This is a genomic window from Bradyrhizobium neotropicale, from assembly GCF_001641695.1.
Taxonomy (GTDB): Bacteria; Pseudomonadota; Alphaproteobacteria; order Rhizobiales; family Xanthobacteraceae; genus Bradyrhizobium; species Bradyrhizobium neotropicale.
In genome coordinates this window covers 218,272-235,277 of record NZ_LSEF01000028.1, presented here as the reverse complement: position 1 = coordinate 235,277, position 17,006 = coordinate 218,272, and the positions used below count along the sequence as shown (strand labels likewise).

Here is a 17,006-nt window from a genome sequence, read left to right as displayed (position 1 = left end):
GCGATGACCCTGCAGATCGCAGATACCGTCTCGCTCTCGCCGTCGCAAGCGAAGGCGCGCGCGCACGCGGCTGCCGCGCGCGACAACCTCCGCACCGAGCCGCGGGCGGTACGGATTGCCATCATCACGCTGGCTGTGCTGTTCCTCACCGTCTTCGTCGTGCTGCCGCTGGTGGTGGTGTTCGCGCAGGCGTTCTCGAAGGGCATTCTGGCCTATCTCGCCGCGCTCTCCGAGCCGGAGGCGCTGGCCGCGATCAGGCTGACGCTGCTGGTCGCATTGATATCGGTCGGGCTCAATCTCGTGTTCGGCCTGGTCGCGGCCTGGGCGATCGCCAAGTTCGACTTCAGGGGCAAGACCTTCCTGATCACGCTGATTGATCTGCCGTTCTCGGTGAGCCCGGTGATCTCGGGCCTCGTCTTCGTGCTGCTGTTCGGCGCGCAGGGCTATTTTGGCGGCTGGCTGCGGGAGCACGACATCCAGATCCTGTTTGCGGTGCCCGGGATTGCGCTGGCGACCACATTCGTGACCTTTCCGTTCGTGGCGCGCGCGCTGATCCCGCTGATGCACGAGCAGGGCACGCAGGAGGAGGAGGCCGCGATCTCGCTCGGCGCCTCGGGCCTGCAGACCTTCTTCCGCGTCACGCTGCCCAATATCAAATGGGGCGTGCTCTACGGCGTCCTGCTCTGCAATGCGCGCGCGATGGGCGAGTTCGGCGCGGTGTCGGTCGTCTCCGGCCACATCCGCGGCGAGACCAACACCATGCCGCTGCTGGTCGAGATCCTCTACAACGAGTACCAGTTCGTCGCCGCCTTCGCGATCGCCTCGCTGCTCGCGATGCTGGCGCTGATCACGCTGATCGCAAAAACCGTTCTCGAACGTCATCTGGGCGAAGGACACGCATCCCGTGACCATTGAAGTCAGGAATCTCGTCAAGAAGTTCGGCAGCTTCGCGGCGCTCGATGGCGTCGACCTCAAGGTCGACAATGGCGAATTGCTGGCGCTGCTCGGCCCGTCCGGCTCCGGCAAGACGACGCTCCTTCGGATCATCGCCGGCCTCGACTGGCCTGACAGCGGCGAAGTGTCCTTCAACGGCGAGGACGCGTTGGCACAAGGGGCGCGCGAGCGTCACGTCGGCTTCGTGTTCCAGCACTACGCGTTGTTCCGCCATATGACGGTGTTCGAGAACGTCGCCTTCGGCCTGCGCGTGCAGCCGCGGGCGGTTCGCAGGGACGAGGCGACCATTCGTGCGCGCGTCAAGGATCTGCTCGATCTGGTGCAACTCGACTGGCTCGCCGACCGCTATCCGAGCCAGCTCTCGGGTGGCCAGCGACAGCGCATTGCGCTGGCGCGCGCGCTGGCGATCGAGCCGCGCATCCTGCTGCTCGACGAGCCCTTCGGCGCGCTCGATGCCAAGGTGCGTAAAGAATTGCGCAAATGGCTGCGCTCGCTGCATCACGAGATCAACGTCACCTCGATCTTCGTCACCCACGACCAGGAGGAGGCGCTTGAGGTCGCCAACCGTGTCGTGGTGATGGACAAGGGCCGGATCGAGCAGATCGGCTCGCCCAACGAGGTCTACGAAAGCCCGGCGACCGCGTTCGTCCATGGCTTCATCGGCGAGTCCATCGAGCTGCCGGTCCATGTCGCCGACGGCGTGGTCCGGCTCGGCAGCCGGCCGCTCGGGCTTGCGGTGGACGGGTTGGCGTCTGGCGCGTCACGACTGTTCGTGAGGCGACACGACATGCAGGTCGGCCCGGCCGGCAGCGGGGCCTTCGAGGGCGCCGTGCAGCATGTGCGGAATTTCGGCCCGGTGCAGCGGGCCGAGGTGGCGCTGTTCGGCGGCGAGACCATCGAGATCGACGCCCCGCGCGACAAGGAACTGCGCGCCGGCGACAGGATCGGCCTCGAGCCCCGCCGCTACCGGATATTTGCGGGCGGCTGAGGCCGTCACACTGGGCAAATTTTCCTCAAAATTCACCTTTCAGCCACGGTTGGTATGCAACAACGGCCCCTTCATTGGGGGCCTTACTCATGCGCGCCGCGGCCGCAATTCTCATCCTTTTGCTGTTGGCCGGCTGTGCGGGCAACGAAGCGCCGGTCCAGCAGCCCTCGATGTATGCCGACATGGCGGTCCCGGGCGCGAAGCTCGATGCACAGGCCGCCGCGGTGATGATCTCGCAATACCGCCAGAACAACGGGCTCGGCACCGTCATCATCGACCCCGATCTGACCATGCTCGCCGAATCCCAGTCCAGCGCCATGGCGGCGGCGAACAAGATGGACCACGACGTCCGCGCCCCCCTGGGCAAGCGTCTCAATGCCGGAGGCTATCCGGCCACCGTCGCGGTCGAGAACATCTCGGCCGGCTATCATACGCTGGCAGAAGCGTTTTCCGGCTGGCGCGACTCGCCTCCGCACCGGGCCAATATGCTCAAGAGCGGTGTCACAAAATTGGGCATAGCAGCGAGCTATGCTCCGGGCACCAAATACAAGGTGTTCTGGACCATGATCCTGGCCTCGACGGACCCCCGATAAGCCAGACTTGATCCCGGGATGCATTGACGCCGTGGCAGACTGTCGCCACGGTGGCTTGCCTTTTGCTATTGTTCCCGCATGACAGATCATAGCCCGGAAGTCGCAACTGTCCCCGCGAATGCGCAACGCGTCCTGGTCCTGCAGGGCGGCGGCGCGCTCGGCTCCTATCAGGCCGGTGCCTATCAGGCGCTGTGCCATTTCGGCTTCGAGCCGGAATGGGTCGCCGGCATCTCCATCGGCGCGGTCAATGCCGCCATCATCGCCGGCAATGAGGGACAGACCCGCATCAAGCGGCTGAAGGAATTCTGGGAGATGGTCTCCGCGCCGGTGCCGTGGAAACCGATCGGCAAGAGCGATCACAGCCGCGAGCTGTTCAACTCCACCAGCGCCGCGCTGATCGCGACCTTCGGCGTGCCCGGCTTCTTCGTCCCGCGCGTTCCGCCCGCGCCGCTGTGGCCACCGGGCCATCCCGAGGCGGAAAGCTATTACGACACCGCGCCCTTGAAGAAGACACTGGAGCGGCTGGTCGATTTCGACCGCATCAACGACCTGAAGACACGCCTGTCGGTCGGCGCGGTCGGCGTCACCTCGGGCAACTTCAAATATTTCGACAATTACGAGTTCAAGAAGCTCGGCAAGAAGATCGGCCCCGAGCACATCATGGCCTCCGGCGCGTTGCCGCCGGGCTTTCCATCCGTCATCATCGAGGGCGAGCATTATTGGGACGGCGGCATCGCCTCGAACACGCCGCTCGATTACGTGCTCGATGCCGAATTCCAGCGCGACATGCTGATCTTCCAGGTCGACCTGTTCAGCGCGCGCGGGGACTTGCCGGTCTCGCTGCTCGAGGCCACCGAGCGCGAGAAGGATATTCGCTTTTCCAGCCGGACGCGGATGAACACCGACAAGAACAAGCAGATCCACAACGCCCGCCGGGCCGTGCGCGACCTGATCGGCAAGCTGCCGGATTACCTGAAGAACGATCCGTCCGTCGAATTCCTCGCCAAGGCGGCGCGCGAAAGCACCGTGACCGTCGTGCACCTGATCTATCGCAGCAAGAATTACGAATCCTCGTCCAAGGATTACGACTTCTCGCATGTCGCCATGGTCGAGCACTGGGAAGCCGGCGTGCGCGACGTGCACCTGTCGATGCGCCACAAGGATTGGCTCGAGCGGCCGCAGTCCGGCGAGACCATGGTGACCTACGATCTCACGGGGGACGTCTCCGTGCCCCCGGCAAAAAGGAGCGAATAAAATGGGTAGTCTGTCAGGCAAGAACGCCGTCGTCACCGGATCGACCAGCGGCATCGGGCTCGCTTATGCGCGTGCCTTCGCGCAGGCTGGTGCCAACGTCGTCATCAACGGCTTCGGCTCGCCCGAGGATATCGAGAAGGAACGCTCGAAGATCGAGTCCGACTTCAAGGTGAAGGCGATCTATTCGCCCGCCGACATGACCAAGCCGGCCGAAATCGCCGACATGATCGCGCTCGGCGAGAAGACCTTCGGCTCGGTCGACGTCCTCGTCAACAATGCCGGCATCCAGTTCGTCTCGCCGATCGAGGAATTCCCGATCGAGAAGTGGGACCAGATCATCGCGATCAACCTGTCCTCGGCGTTCCATGCCATCCGCGCCGCGGTTCCCGGCATGAAGAAGCGAAGCTGGGGCCGCATCATCAATACCGCGTCGGCGCACTCGCTGGTTGCCTCGCCCTTCAAGTCGGCTTACGTGTCGGCCAAGCACGGCATCGCCGGCCTGACCAAGACGGTGGCGCTGGAGGTCGCGACTCACAAGATCACCTGCAACTGCATCAGCCCGGGCTATGTCTGGACGCCGCTGGTGGAGAAGCAGATCCCGGATACCATGAAGGCGCGTAACCTGACGCGCGAGCAGGTCATCAACGACGTGCTGCTCGACGCGCAGCCGACCAAGGAATTCGTCACCTCCGAGCAGGTCGCGGCGCTGGCGCTGTTCCTGTGCAGCGACGATGCCGCGCAGATCACCGGCACCAACCTCTCGATCGACGGCGGCTGGACCGCGGAATAGGGCTTCGGATTCGCATGACGCAAGCGGCGGGAGCGCTATGTTCCCGCCGTTTTTCGTTTGATGGCTCCAGGCCGTAGGGTGGGCAAAGGCGCGTCAGCGCCGTGCCTACCCTCTTTCTCCGAGTGAGAAGTGGTGGGCACGCTTCGCTTTGCCCACCCTACGAAGCAGGGCGATGATTGATAGAGAGCGCAGCGTTTTTCGGCTCAATGGCTCCAGGCCAGAGCCGTCACGATGGCGGATGGCAGGTTCAGCTCGGTGAACATGATCTTGCCGGAGACCACGATGAGGACGCAGGCGAGCGCGAGGCGCAGCACCGTCTCCGGCATGCGGGTCGCGCTGTAGCTGCCGACGATGATGCCGGGCAGCGAGCCCATCAGCAGCACGCCCATCAGGTGCCAGTCGACCGAGCCGAGCATCCAGTGACCGGTGCCGGCCACCAGCGTCAGCGGCACCGCATGCGCGATGTCGGAGCCGACGATGGTCGCCATCGGCAGGCGCGGATAGAGCAGCAGCAGCACGGTCACGCCGACCGCGCCGGCGCCGACCGAGGAAATCGACACCAGCACGCCAAGCACGACACCGGTGACGACGGTCGCAATCGCCGTGGTGCGGTCATCGAGCTTCTCCAGGCGGCGGCGATAGCGTTCCATGATCGACTTGCGGAAGATCAGCGAGGCCGCCGTCAGCATCAGCGCAAAGCACAGCACCAGATTGACGAGATTGCGCTCGGCATCGCTCTTGAGATCGAGCTTCCACAGCACGAGGAGCGTCAGCGCACTCGCCGGAATGCTGCCGCAGGCGAGCCGCAGCACTGCCGGCCAATGCACGCTCTTCGACCAGCCGTGCACGACGCTGCCGCCCGTCTTGGTGGCTGCGGCATAGAGCAGATCAGTTCCGACCGCAGTCGACGGGTGGACGCCGAACAGCAGGATCAGGAGCGGCGTCATCAGCGAGCCGCCACCCACGCCGGTCATCCCGACAAGCAGGCCGACGCCGAATCCCGAGGCGACGTACAATGGATCGATCATGCTGGGAGAATCTTAGGTTTATCTCGTCATTTGGGCAATACGACGTAGAATAAACTTTCCCTGAGGCGCAACCGCTCGGATCAAATAAGAAAGATCATACTACGGGCCCAAGATGGGGCAGCCATTTTGTCCTGCTCGCGGGCGTCTCGCGAAATGGCGTTCCCCACAGGGGAAGGCAAGCTGTAAGGTCTATTTCCCGAACGCCAGCACGTGCAGCCCCAGCCGCTGCCTGACGATCCAGAACAGCAGGACAGTCTCGAAGGTCAGCGAGATCGAGGTCGCGGCCGCAGCGCCGTGGCCCCCGAAGCGCGGCACCAGGGCGATGCAGAGCACGACGTTCATCGCGAAGGCGAGGGCATAGGCCAGGGCGCAGATTCTCTGCTGGCCGAGCATGTTGAGCAGACGTTCGACCGGGCCGATCGCGGCGCGCACCACGAGCCCGATCGCGGCAACGAACATGATGTCGTAGCCGACCACGAATTGCGGTCCGAACAGCCAGAGCAGCGGCTTGCCGAGCGCGAGCAGCACGACGGTCGCCGCCAGCGACGGCCAGAACGTCCAGTTGATGGCGTGGGTCACGTAAGCCGACAGGCGCGCCTTGTCGCCGAGGGCGTTGTACTCGGCGAAGCGATGCGCTGTCGTCGCCGACATCGCGTAGTGGATGAAGGAGACCAGCGCCAGCGTCTTCACCACGGCGAAGTAGACGCCGACTTCGTCGGAGGGGCGGAACTGCTGCAGCACCAGAACGTCGGTGTAGGAGAGCAGCAGGTAGAAGCTCTCGACCAGCAGGATCGGCAGCGAGACCGCGAGCCAGCCGCTGATGTCATAGGCCTTGGGACCGGGCTCGATGTGGTCGGCGAGCTTGCGATTCAGCATCACCATCTGGCCGGTCATCGCGATCCACACCGCGCCGGCGCTCGCGATCATCGCCGCAACGGCGCCGAGATGGTAGCCGAGCAGGAAGGCGCCGGCCGTGATGCCGATGATGAGCGCCTGGCGGATGATGAACTGCGGCATCAGGCCGAGCTGCATCCAATCATGCGAGCGCGCGATGCCGTCCTGAGTGTTGGCGACGACGAAGGCCGGCAGCGTCATGCAGCCGATATAGAGCGGCAGCTCCTCGGCCGGATCGATCCAGGGCGAGAGCAGTTTGACGATGCCGGCGAGGCCAAGCGACACCAGCGTGGAAACGGCGAAGGTCAGCCAGCGGCTGCCGGAGAGGAAGCCGCGCAGCAGCGCATGCTCGCCGCCGGTACGATATTCCGGAATGATCTTTTGCGCCGACGCCGAGATGCCGAAATCCATCATGCTGCCGAGCAGCAGCACCCAGGTCCAGACATAGACATAGATGCCGTAGTCCGACGTGCCCATCCAGCGCGCGAGCAGCACCTGCGAGAAATAGGCAAGGCCAGCGCTGATCACGCGGATCATGAAGATGGTGCCGGCAAGCCGCCGCGTCAGCGACGCTTCGCTCGACCCGCCCGAGAGTTTGCCGCGCAGCCGCGCGATCAGGCCGGCCGGTCCGGTCGTTGCGGATTGTGCGTCCATCACGGCCACGTCGAAGGGATCCCTGGGCGTTCCGCAAGCTGCGGCAGCCTTCGACCTAGCAACCATTCGTTAAGATTCGGTTGGGTGCCCCAAGGTCGTCCTGGCTTTCGCCAGAACGACTCTCCTAGTCCAGTTTCGTGTTGAACTCGTACGACTTGTCCGGCCCGACCAGCGTGAACTTCAACGCCGCGCCATCGGGCTTGGCGCCTGGCGGCAGTCCGTCGAGCTCGAAGGCAAAGCGTTTCACCCCCGGCGGGCTGTGTTCGACCGGGGCCGGAATCGGCAGCGCCCAGTCGAGCGTCGGTCCTTCCACGAACAAATTGACGTTGCGCGCGTCCGCCGGCGCGACCACGTCGACGATCACCTTGGTGGCCCCGTCGCGCTTGACGTCGCGGATGGTCAGCGGATTGGGATCGCCGATATTGGCGGGCTTGGGCACGGTGTCCAGCGCCGCACGCAGATTGGCGTCCTCGGTCGAGGCGACATTGTTGAAGCCGAGCTCGGCGCTGGCCTCGACGGGAATGCAGAGCTTTTCGCACACGGCATAGTTGATCTCTGCGCGCAGCGTTACCGGCTTGTCAGGCGCCTTGGCGACGATGCGCAGGGGCAGCACGATCTGGTCGTGATAGCCGATCGAATGGCCGCCGGCACCGTCGTCGAATTTCTGCGGCGCCGGCCACATGACCGTCACCGTCTCGACATTGTCCGACTTCGAGAAGTCGAACCGCGGCGGAACACCGGAATCGCCGGGCATACGCCAGTAGGTTTTCCAGCCGGGCTGGATCTGAAAGGCGATGCCGCCGAGCAGGACCGCGCCGCTGCGGGATCCCGCGAGCAATCGCACCGCGGAATGTCCGTCGCGCTGCCAGGGCGAGGCGTCGTCGGCATGGGCTGCAAACGCCAGCGACGACGCAAGCAGGGTGGTTGCGACGCCAATCGCCGCACGCATGGGAACTCTTGTCAGCATAGCACGTCTTTACAGGGGCATCCCTGGGCAAACCATTGAATTGCTTGTGATGAATGTGGCTGAATCGGGCTTCCTCAAGCCTTGATTTGACAGCCGCCGGGCCCGACATCAGGATAGGAATTGAAACCGGAGTGCTTCCCCATGGCTCCTGAAGGCAAAAGGACTGGCGAGAGCACCCAGAATGTGGGCTCTGCGCCGCATAATTCGGCCGGGTATCTCGACGGCCGTCTCCTGATCGCAATGCCGGTGATGGGCGATCCCCGCTTTGAGCGCTCGGTGATCTATCTCTGCGCTCATTCGGCGGAAGGCGCGATGGGCATCATCGTCAATCATCCTGCCGGTAGCATCGATTTTCCCGAGCTCCTGGTCCAGCTCGGCATCATCAAGAAGGGCGAGCAGATCAAGCTGCCGGAGAACGCCGAAAGCATGAAAGTGCTGCGCGGCGGCCCGGTCGACACCGGCCGCGGCTTCGTGCTGCATTCCAGCGACTTCTTCATCGAGAACGCGACGCTCAGGATCGACGACGGCGTCTGCCTCACCGCGACCGTGGACATATTGCGAGCGATCGCCAACGGCTCCGGGCCGAAGCACGCCATACTCGCGCTCGGCTATGCTGGCTGGGCGCCGGGCCAGCTCGAGACCGAGATCCAGAGCAACGGCTGGCTGCATTGCGATGCGGATACGGATCTGATCTTCGGCGACGACGTCGACGACAAATACGCCCGCGCCCTGCGCAAGATCGGCATCGATCCCGGCATGCTCTCGAACGAGGCGGGGCACGCGTAGCTGCACGTTTGGCCGTCGTCCTGGCGAAGCCAGGACCCCTGCGCGCGTGCTTGCGCTCGCCGCGATGGCCAAAATCGGTTCTATCCAACCCCAAGACTGCGCCAATCTGAGTTTGGGCGGCGTCATGAGCCGCCGAGCGGTAGGCTTAGCGTCGATTTGCTGCTATCGGGTCGCGCGCAGCTCACTGGGTGACCGCAAATGAAATTCCCCTTTCTGGCCTCCTTATGCGCTCTGGCTCTCGTTCACCCGTCTCCTCTGTACGCACTTGATTGCATCAAGGCTTCATCACCGGGCGAAAAGCTATTCTGCGCGACTCCCAAACTGAAAAAGGCCGACGAGGCGATGAGCGCCGCGTATTTCAAACTCCTGCGCGAGACGACAGATCCGGAGTTTCACGATGCGCTGATCCGCAGCCAGCGGCGATGGCTGGAGGTGCGCGAATACGGCCCTGACAGATTCGGACAAGCGAAACGCGACACGACCGATGACCGCGAAATTCTGTTTACAGCAACCTATGATCGAATGATATTTCTGCAAAGCGGCGACCCAATCCTCAACATGGAGCAACAGCGAAAACTCCGCCTGAAAGATAGCGGTGGTGCGTTCGCCGGCTACAAGACGAGCTGCGTTCTTCAGCCCCCACCTTATGGAAGTTGGAATTACGAGTGCTGGGGCGAAGCGTTGCGCCAGCAAAATGAAAGAATTTGCAGCTCGGTCGTCGAATGGGCAAGCGGTTACATGACCGAACATCGAGCTGTCAGCGTCTTGAAAGATGGCAAGCCAACAGTCGTAGCAACTTGTTCAACCGGCCATGCCTCGACGAGCGAGCAGTGCCCCTTACCCGACGGCGACGTCTGGAACAAACTGGATGGTCGCTGGAATACAAACCCGGCAGCGTCCGATAACTTGCCGGCATGGGATGCAGGGGACCTTTGGAAATACGATCCGGATATTTCACTGAATGCAACCGATCAGCGGTGGATGCAGGATTGCCTCTTCGCTCCGACTTACCCTCCGTCGCCGGAAACGAGCCGCCCCCAGCCCGGGAAGTGATGCCGTCCCGCCTTCGCCCCGACGATGACGGTGGCTGAATCCTACTCCGCCGCCCGCTGCTGCACTGTCGGCTCGGTGCCGGCAACAGTGGCGCGGCGCATGTCGCGGGGCTGAGACTGGTCGTAGCGGCGGACGCGATGCATGGTCTGGCGGTTATCCCACATCACGAGGTCATGCAGCTTCCATTTGTGGACGTAGACGAACTCCGCCTGTGTTGCGTGCTCGTTGAGATCGCGCAACAGGAGCCGGCCTTCGGGCACGCTCATGCCCGCCACCTTGCCCGCGTGTGATGACAGATAGAGCGACTTGCGGCGATGGACGGGATGGGTGCGCACCAGGCGTTGCAGTACCGGCTTGAACATCTCCTTTTCCTCGTCCGTATATTCGGTGAAGCCGAGCGAACCGCGCGAATACATCAGCGAGTGCTCGCAGGCGAGATCGTCGATCTCCGCCTTGGTCTCGTCGTCGAGCGCGTCATAGGCCGCGCGCATGTCGGCGAATTCGGTGTTGCCGCCCTTCGGGTTGACCACGCGCGCCGACAGCAGCGAGAATTTCGCAGGGATCGGCCGGAACGAGCTGTCGGAATGCCACAGGCAGTTGCCGAGATTGAACAGATGCGTGCGGCTGTCCTTTGCCAGCGGCTTGCCATCCTTGCCGAGATTGGAGACGTCGTTGAGGCCCGATTGGAGACGGTAGTCTTTCTCCTTGGTCACCGTGCCGCCGCGCGCGTCCTCGCGCTGGCCGAAATTCAGCGCGAACGCCATCTGCTGCTCGTCGGTGATGCCCTGGTCGTGGAAGACGAGCACGGCGTATTTGTCCATCGCGGCCTCGACCTCGCGCGCCTCGTCCGGCGTGAGCGGCTTTCGCAGGTCGAGGCCCGAAACCTCGCCGACAAAATGCTTCTGAAGCTGCCGGATGGCGATCGTCATGGCGTTTCTCCCGCGAGTGCGAGCGGTTGGTCCCACTCTGCTATCGAAAAAAGCTACTCCCGCACCCGGCGATGTCAACGCCTGGCGCGCATGGCTCGTAAGCATGATCCGGAGAAGTGCGAAGCGGTTCTCCCTCGCGACAAACGCGGAACGCGTTTGCGCGGTGATCATGCTCAAACCATAACCTAAAACGCGATCTCGTCGCGCTTTAGGCGTTGCGCGCCATCAGGCCGCCGTCGACGGGGATCACTGCGCCGGTCAAAAAGGATGCGGCCGGCAGGCACAGGCTGAGCGTCATATGCGCGACCTCTTCCGGATCGCCGTAGCGGCCGAGTGCGGTGCGGCGCTTGGCGTAGATGGTCTTGTGCTCCTCCGAAATACGGTCGGTGATCGCGGTGCGGATCGGCCCCGGGCAGATGCAGTTGACGGTGATGCCCTCGCGGCCGAGCTCCACGGCGAGCGAACGGGTGAGGCTCGCCACGCCGCCCTTCGCTGCCGAATAGGGGCTGTGCAGCGCGGTCGCGCCGAGCGCCTCGGTGGAGGCGATGTTGACGATGCGCGGGCTTTTCGATTTGCGCAGGTGCGGAAGCGCCGCGCGGATGATGCGCGGATGCGCCGTCAGCATCACGGCGATGCCCTTGGCCCATGCGTCTTCGTAACCTTCGTCGTCGATCGCGACACGCACGGAGATGCCGGCATTGTTGACGACGATGTCGAGCCCGCCGAAATGCGCCGCGACGTCATCGACCACGCGCTTGATCTCGCCGGCATCGGCGACATCGAGCTTCCAGGCCTTCGTCGAGCCGCCGTTCGCAGCGATCTCCTTCGCGACAGCCTGTGCGCCTTGCTCATCGAAATCGGTGACGGCGACATGCGCGCCTTCGGCCGCGAACACGCGCGCCGTCGCGCGCCCCATGCCGCTCGCGGCACCGGTGACGAGTACGGTCAGGCCCTTCACGGACCGGCTGAGCTGCTTGAACTCGGACATGTTGTTTCCTCGGGCGCGCTTGCTTCTTGTTATGAGATTGACAAGGCTTGCATCGATCCGCAGACAGGTCAAACAAGCAAAAACAGGGGAGGCCGCGATGGCGAATGAGCTCGATTTCACAGGCAGGCAGGTGCTGGTCGTCGGCGGTTCCAGCGGCATCGGCAACGGCATCGCGCAAGCCTTTCGCGCCAGGGGCGCGCATGTTGCGGTTTGCGGCACGCGTGCTCACGCCAAGGAATATTCGGCGGAGGAAGGGTCTGATCTCACGGGTCTCGCTTACGCCCAGCTCGACGTCAGCAGCGCCGGCGCGATTGAAACGTTCAAGCCGCCCTTCGATCGGCTCGACGTGCTCGTGCTGGCGCAAGGCGGAGTGCTCTATCGCCGCGGCGAATTCGAGATGGCGGGCTTTCGCAAAGTCGTCGAGGTCAACCTGATGAGCCTGATGGCTTGCGCCACGCGATTTCATTCCATGCTGCGGGATGCCAAGGGTTCGCTGATCATCATCTCCTCGACTGCCGCCTATCATTCCACCATGGGCAATCCCGCCTACAATGCGTCCAAGACCGGCGCGGTCGGATTGACGCGGACGCTCGGCGAGGCCTGGGCCGAGGACGGCATCCGCGTCAACGGCATCGCGCCGGGCCTCGTCGACACCAAGATGACGAAGGTAACAACCGACAATCCCAAGCGGCTCGAGGGCGCGCTGGCGCGCATTCCGCTGCGGCGATTGGGCACGCCGGCCGACATGGCGGGCGCCGCCTTGTTTCTGGCCTCGCCGTTGTCGTCCTACATCATCGGCCAGACCATCGTGGTCGATGGCGGGCTCATTCTATAAGACCAAAGGAACTGCGCCGCGCCTGGTCGGTTACTTGGGCTGACCCCCGAGGAGGACCATCATGGACAACGACCGGATTGTCGGATCGGCCAAGGAATTCGCTGGACGCGCGGAAGGCGCCGTCGGAGAGATGGTGGGCGACGCGACGACGCAGGCATCAGGCCGCGTGCGCGAAGCTGCCGGCACGGTGCAGGATCTTTACGGCCAGGCCAAGGACGCAGCGCGCGATGCAGGCGCGACCGCGGCCGGCTACGCCAAGGATGCTTATGACGCGGGCGAAGACACGTTCCGCGACGGCACGCAGGCGATCGCCAAGAAGGTGCGGGACAATCCGTTCGGCGCATTGCTGGTCGCCGGCGGCATCGGCTTCGCGCTCGCCCTGCTGATGTCGCGTCCCGCGCGCCGTCCGCCGCGCTGGCGCCATTACGGCTGGTAGCCGATCACGTCATAGCGGGGCGCCGCGTCAGCGGCGAACCCCATTGCGCGATGGGCGCGTAACTATCGGAACATTTCCGCCGAGCGCCCAACGTTGCCCGGCGGACGCGGGATCGCCGGATTGGGATTCGGATTGCGCGGCCCCGGCGTGAATTGACGCGGCTGCTGCGGCGGCGAGCCGAAGCCGAAGAAATCGCGGAATGAGGGCGTGGCCTGCGCCGGCTGCTGTTGTTGCACCGGAGGCTTCTTCGGCGCGGGCTTCGGCGGCGCGATCGCTGCGGCAGCGCCACTGCTCGCCGAGCCGGGAGTGGCACTGCCGCTGCCATCCGGCGTCGTCGTCGCCATCGGGGTGTCGCCCTTGGCCTGCTCGCGGCCGACCTCGCGGCGCGGCCAGGCATAATCGTCCGCACGGCCCGCGGGCGCGCTCAGGGGCTCTCCCTTCACCAGCGTTTTGGCAGCGAGCGCATCGACGGCGGCGGGACGCGAGCCCGGTCCGCCCAGCAATTGATCGGTCGAGATCGCGGCCGCAACCAGCGGCACGATCGGGCCGGCCAGCGGTCGCGGCGCGGGCTTGCCGGGCTCGGCACTGGTGTCGGGCGTTGCCGGCTCGCTCGGCAATGCGATCGGGCCGGAGCGGCCCGCGAGCAGGCGCGTGATCTCGCGCTCGACATAGTGCGCGAGCTTGCGGGCGCCGGCCTTGGTGAAATAGACGCCGTCATAGGTGCGGAGCTGACGGATCTGGCCTTCGAAGTCGGGGCCCTTCTGCAGGAAGCGGCCGGCTTCGTCGACAAAGCCGTCCCAGACGTCGACGTAGGTGATGCCGGCCTTGCCGGCGCCTTCGCGGTAGAGCGAATCCAGGAACAGCATGTCCGCCGTGCCCTTGGGCCCTCGGATCGCGGGCAGGCCGACCCACAGCACCGGCACGCCCTTGGCTTTGAGGACGGCGGCGAGCTCCTCGATCTTCTTGCTGTAGAGTTCGACCCAGCGGTCGTCGCGGAATTCATAGAGGCCGTTCGGCGAGCGCGCGGTCTTCTCGGCGGATGGGGTCTGCGGCGCGTCGGCGCTGTCGACGTCGTCCTGCGGCAGGTCGGTATCGGCCGACTTGTCGTCCGGTTTGGCGGTCGTGTCGGCGCTACCGGGTTTGGCGTCGCCCGGCTTTGCCTGCGGCTTGGCGCGCGCGCCCTTGTCGTTCTTCTTGTCCGTTTTGTCCGTTGCCTTGTCCGATTTGTCGGGCGCCGGCTCGCGGATCGCGACGCGGTCGTTGAGGCCGAGCATGACGACGATGACGTCGGGCTTTTCGGTCTCGAGGATTCCCCTCGCTGCAGCCGCCCAGTCGGAGGGCTCACCGCGCGGCTGGTACTTGATCAGACCGGACGTTGTCTTGTGCTTGCGGATCACGCCCATATCGGGCTGTTCGGTGTAGGCATCCTCCAGGCCATAGGCGAGCCAGTCAGCCATGGCGTCGCCGATCACCAGCACGTTCTTCTCGGCGGTCGTTTCGCGCTTCGCCGGCGCCGGGGCGCGCGAAAAATCCTGGCGCGGGGCCTGCTGCTGCTGCTGAGGCTGCTGGAATGGCGCGAAGAAGTCGCCGCCGAACCAGCCGCCGCCATGGCGCGGCGGCGGCGCCGATCGCTGCGGAGGCCCGCCGAAGCCGGGGAAGTTGAAGAACTGTGCCGAGGCGGGTCCTGCGACCGAGACCAGAATCGCAAGCGCCGTCCCCAGCGCGATCAACGGGCCGGTCTCGGTCAGCGCCTTGAACAGGGACGCCTTAAACGGGGACTTGGGCTTCGACATGCGATCTCGGGCACGCGCAACGGCTGTTGGAATAGGCTCAACATAATAACGGAATCGGGCCGCAAACGGGCAGATTCTCTCGCAGATTCTTTGGGTCATACACCCGGGATCGGCCGTTCCCGTCAAGGGCAACAGCCAAAATTCCCGTTCGGGGTTACTTTCGCCCCGGTTTCAGCGTCCGCGCAGCCGTTCCAGCATGTCGGAGGAGGCAAATCCGTCCGCCGGGGCCCCGATCGAGGCCTGGAAATTGCGCAGGGCCTCCCGGGTCTGGCCGCCGAACTGGCCGTCCGGGGTGCCCTTGTAGAAGCCGCGCTGGGCGAGCAACTGCTGCAGCTCCAGCCGCTCCGCGCGGGACAGTTCCCGTTCCTGCCGGGGCCAGGGCTGGGTGAAGGGCTGGCCGCCGCGCAGGCGGTCGGCGAAATGACCGATCGCCAGCGCATAGGCCTCGGCCGGATTATATTTCATGATGACCCGGTAGTTCTGCAGCATCAGGAAACCCGGCCCCTCGGCGCCGGCGGGCGCCAGCAGGTAGGCCTTCTCGGCCGGATGCGGGAACGGTTGCCCGGCCGGGCGGGTGATCCCCAGCTTCTCCCATTGCGCGATCGTCATCGCCTTGGCGCGATCGGCCAGCATGTAGTTGAAGCCCTTGGGCACCACAACCTCAAAGCCCCAGGTCTGACCGGCCTGCCAGCCATCCTTCTTCAGATTGTTGGCGGTGGAGGCGATCAGGTCGGCGGGATTGTCGACCACGTCGCGCCTCCCATCGCCGTCGGCATCGACGGCGTAGCGCTTGAACGCGGTCGGCATGAACTGCGTCGGGCCGAACGCGCCGGCCCAGGAGCCGCGCATCTGCTCAGGCCTCAGATCGCCGCGGTTGAGGATCTCCAGCGCGGAGAGGAATTCGTCCCTGAAATAGGCCTGGCGGCGGCCGATGCAGGCGAGCGTCGCGGTCGATTGCAGCACGCTGCGGTCGCCCATCTGGGTCGAATAGTTGGACTCGATGCCCCAGATCGCCGCGACGATGTAGCGATCGACGCCATAGGCCTTTTCGGTCGCGTCGAACTGGGCCTTGTATTTGGCGAGCACCTCGCGTCCCTTGGCGAGCCGGTTGTCGTTCACGAGGATGTCGAGATAGTCCCAGATCGATTTGGTGAACTCCGGCTGCGAGTCCAGGAGATCCATGATGCGCAGGTCGGGCGACAGGTCCGCCGTGAAGCGCTGAAAATTCTCCTGGGTGATGCCGCGCCGTGCGGCATCAGGCCACATCCCGGCAACGCAATTGTTGAAGTTTCCCGCCGCCTCGCGGATTGCGGATGCCGTCATCAGCGGATGACCGGAGGCACCGTCCTCGCCGCTCCAGGGTTGGGCGCCGCCGGGCTGGGCCTGCGAAGGCGCCGGGTTCGATCCGGAAAAAATGCCGCCAAACAAATTGGACAGGCCGCTCTGTGCCTGCGCATTTGCGGGCAGCGGGAACGATAGCATGACCGCAAGCATTGTTGCGCCGGTCAAAGGCCTCGCGAATTTCGCCATCCCTGCCACTGATTGCCTCATGTCCTGCCCGTCCGGCCAAAAATCCGCCTTCAGGAGGCCCCGTTGCGGTTGCCAATATCTTAACAAAGGTGAACTTTTGTAGGCGGCCTTGTCATCAAATCCGCCGGGCAAGGGCCCTACATCCGCCTTTGTTAGCGGCTGCAAACCGTCTAGCAAGCACTCATTGCTTCGTTCACGCATCTCTCAAGGTATTCGATCGAGCCCATGAAAATCCGTAAAGCTGTATTCCCGGTCGCCGGCCTCGGCACCCGTGTCCTGCCCGCCACCAAGGCGATGCCGAAGGAGATGCTGACCATCGTCGACAAGCCGCTGATCCAGTACGTCTATGACGAAGCGAAGGAAGCGGGCATCGAGCATTTCATCTTCGTGACCGGCCGCAACAAGAGCGTCATCGAAGACCATTTCGACCGCATGTTCGAGCTCGACACCACGCTCACCGCGCGCGGCAAGAAGGCCGAGCAGGAGATCTTGGCGCAGAACCAGCCGGAGGCGGGCGCCGTCAGCTTCACCCGC

The 17,006-nt window shown here is 64.4% G+C and carries 17 protein-coding genes; 10 read left to right on the top strand and 7 right to left on the bottom strand.

Annotated elements, in window-relative coordinates:
- The first annotated feature begins 3 nt into the window (after positions 1-3).
- The 5 genes from cysW to AXW67_RS06975 all read left to right on the top strand — a co-directional run bounded on the left by cysW (position 4) and on the right by AXW67_RS06975 (position 4,579).
- On the top strand, positions 4-915 hold the full coding sequence (cysW, locus tag AXW67_RS06995) for a sulfate ABC transporter permease subunit CysW (protein WP_063677305.1): 912 nt from the start codon (positions 4-6) through the stop codon (positions 913-915).
- Positions 905-1,942 carry a sulfate/molybdate ABC transporter ATP-binding protein gene (locus AXW67_RS06990; RefSeq protein ID WP_063677259.1) on the top strand — a complete coding sequence of 346 codons (1,038 nt, stop codon included), beginning with the start codon at positions 905-907 and terminating at the stop codon, positions 1,940-1,942. The genes cysW and AXW67_RS06990 overlap by 11 nt, the downstream gene beginning before the upstream one ends.
- Before the next feature lie 89 nt (positions 1,943-2,031).
- Positions 2,032-2,535, top strand: a complete 504-nt coding sequence (locus AXW67_RS06985) for a CAP domain-containing protein (RefSeq protein WP_027553911.1) — start codon at positions 2,032-2,034, stop codon at positions 2,533-2,535.
- 78 nt (positions 2,536-2,613) lie between these two features.
- The gene (locus AXW67_RS06980) at positions 2,614-3,789 is read left to right on the top strand and encodes a DUF3734 domain-containing protein (RefSeq protein ID WP_063677258.1); all 1,176 of its coding nucleotides are present in this window, start codon (positions 2,614-2,616) and stop codon (positions 3,787-3,789) included.
- A 1-nt stretch (position 3,790) separates the two neighbouring features.
- Positions 3,791-4,579, top strand: a complete 789-nt coding sequence (locus tag AXW67_RS06975) for a 3-hydroxybutyrate dehydrogenase (RefSeq protein ID WP_027553909.1) — start codon at positions 3,791-3,793, stop codon at positions 4,577-4,579.
- A gap of 203 nt (positions 4,580-4,782) precedes the next feature.
- On the opposite strand, the gene AXW67_RS06970 is transcribed toward AXW67_RS06975, so the two are convergent.
- The 3 genes from AXW67_RS06970 to AXW67_RS06960 all read right to left on the bottom strand — a co-directional run bounded on the left by AXW67_RS06970 (position 4,783) and on the right by AXW67_RS06960 (position 8,122).
- Positions 4,783-5,607 carry a sulfite exporter TauE/SafE family protein gene (locus AXW67_RS06970; RefSeq protein WP_027553908.1) on the bottom strand — a complete coding sequence of 275 codons (825 nt, stop codon included), beginning with the start codon at positions 5,605-5,607 and terminating at the stop codon, positions 4,783-4,785.
- Between the two features lie 189 nt (positions 5,608-5,796).
- A complete protein-coding gene (locus AXW67_RS06965; RefSeq protein ID WP_063677257.1) occupies positions 5,797-7,164 on the bottom strand; it encodes a flippase in 1,368 nt (455 codons plus the stop codon).
- A gap of 115 nt (positions 7,165-7,279) precedes the next feature.
- Positions 7,280-8,122, bottom strand: coding sequence for a protein-disulfide reductase DsbD domain-containing protein (locus tag AXW67_RS06960; RefSeq protein WP_063677256.1), 843 nt, complete (start codon positions 8,120-8,122; stop codon positions 7,280-7,282).
- A gap of 141 nt (positions 8,123-8,263) precedes the next feature.
- On the opposite strand from AXW67_RS06960, the gene AXW67_RS06955 reads away from it, so the two are divergent.
- Both AXW67_RS06955 and AXW67_RS40285 read left to right on the top strand, forming a co-directional pair.
- Positions 8,264-8,908, top strand: a complete 645-nt coding sequence (locus AXW67_RS06955) for a YqgE/AlgH family protein (protein ID WP_027553905.1) — start codon at positions 8,264-8,266, stop codon at positions 8,906-8,908.
- Positions 8,909-9,106: 198 nt separating this feature from the next.
- A complete protein-coding gene (locus AXW67_RS40285; RefSeq protein ID WP_082907806.1) occupies positions 9,107-9,961 on the top strand; it encodes a lysozyme inhibitor LprI family protein in 855 nt (284 codons plus the stop codon).
- 41 nt (positions 9,962-10,002) lie between these two features.
- Here AXW67_RS40285 and AXW67_RS06945 read toward each other — a convergent pair whose 3' ends face one another.
- Together AXW67_RS06945 and AXW67_RS06940 are read right to left on the bottom strand one after the other, a co-directional pair.
- Positions 10,003-10,890 carry a TauD/TfdA dioxygenase family protein gene (locus tag AXW67_RS06945; RefSeq protein ID WP_063677254.1) on the bottom strand — a complete coding sequence of 296 codons (888 nt, stop codon included), beginning with the start codon at positions 10,888-10,890 and terminating at the stop codon, positions 10,003-10,005.
- A gap of 208 nt (positions 10,891-11,098) precedes the next feature.
- Positions 11,099-11,878: an SDR family NAD(P)-dependent oxidoreductase gene (locus tag AXW67_RS06940; RefSeq protein ID WP_063677253.1), complete on the bottom strand. Its 780-nt coding sequence runs from the start codon at positions 11,876-11,878 to the stop codon at positions 11,099-11,101.
- A gap of 97 nt (positions 11,879-11,975) precedes the next feature.
- Between AXW67_RS06940 and AXW67_RS06935 the strand changes: the two genes are divergently transcribed.
- Complete coding sequence (locus AXW67_RS06935; protein WP_027553901.1) at positions 11,976-12,713, top strand: SDR family NAD(P)-dependent oxidoreductase; 738 nt, start codon at positions 11,976-11,978, stop codon at positions 12,711-12,713.
- Positions 12,714-12,774: 61 nt separating this feature from the next.
- Complete coding sequence (locus AXW67_RS06930) at positions 12,775-13,149, top strand: CsbD family protein (RefSeq protein WP_063677252.1); 375 nt, start codon at positions 12,775-12,777, stop codon at positions 13,147-13,149.
- Between the two features lie 62 nt (positions 13,150-13,211).
- On the opposite strand, the gene AXW67_RS06925 is transcribed toward AXW67_RS06930, so the two are convergent.
- Both AXW67_RS06925 and AXW67_RS06920 read right to left on the bottom strand, forming a co-directional pair.
- A complete protein-coding gene (locus AXW67_RS06925) occupies positions 13,212-14,942 on the bottom strand; it encodes an SGNH/GDSL hydrolase family protein (RefSeq protein ID WP_063677251.1) in 1,731 nt (576 codons plus the stop codon).
- 171 nt (positions 14,943-15,113) lie between these two features.
- Positions 15,114-16,436: a lytic murein transglycosylase gene (locus AXW67_RS06920; RefSeq protein WP_245315442.1), complete on the bottom strand. Its 1,323-nt coding sequence runs from the start codon at positions 16,434-16,436 to the stop codon at positions 15,114-15,116.
- A 261-nt stretch (positions 16,437-16,697) separates the two neighbouring features.
- Between AXW67_RS06920 and AXW67_RS43820 the strand changes: the two genes are divergently transcribed.
- Positions 16,698-17,006: sugar phosphate nucleotidyltransferase (locus AXW67_RS43820; protein ID WP_245315441.1), on the top strand; the 309-nt coding region annotated here is incomplete at its 3' end.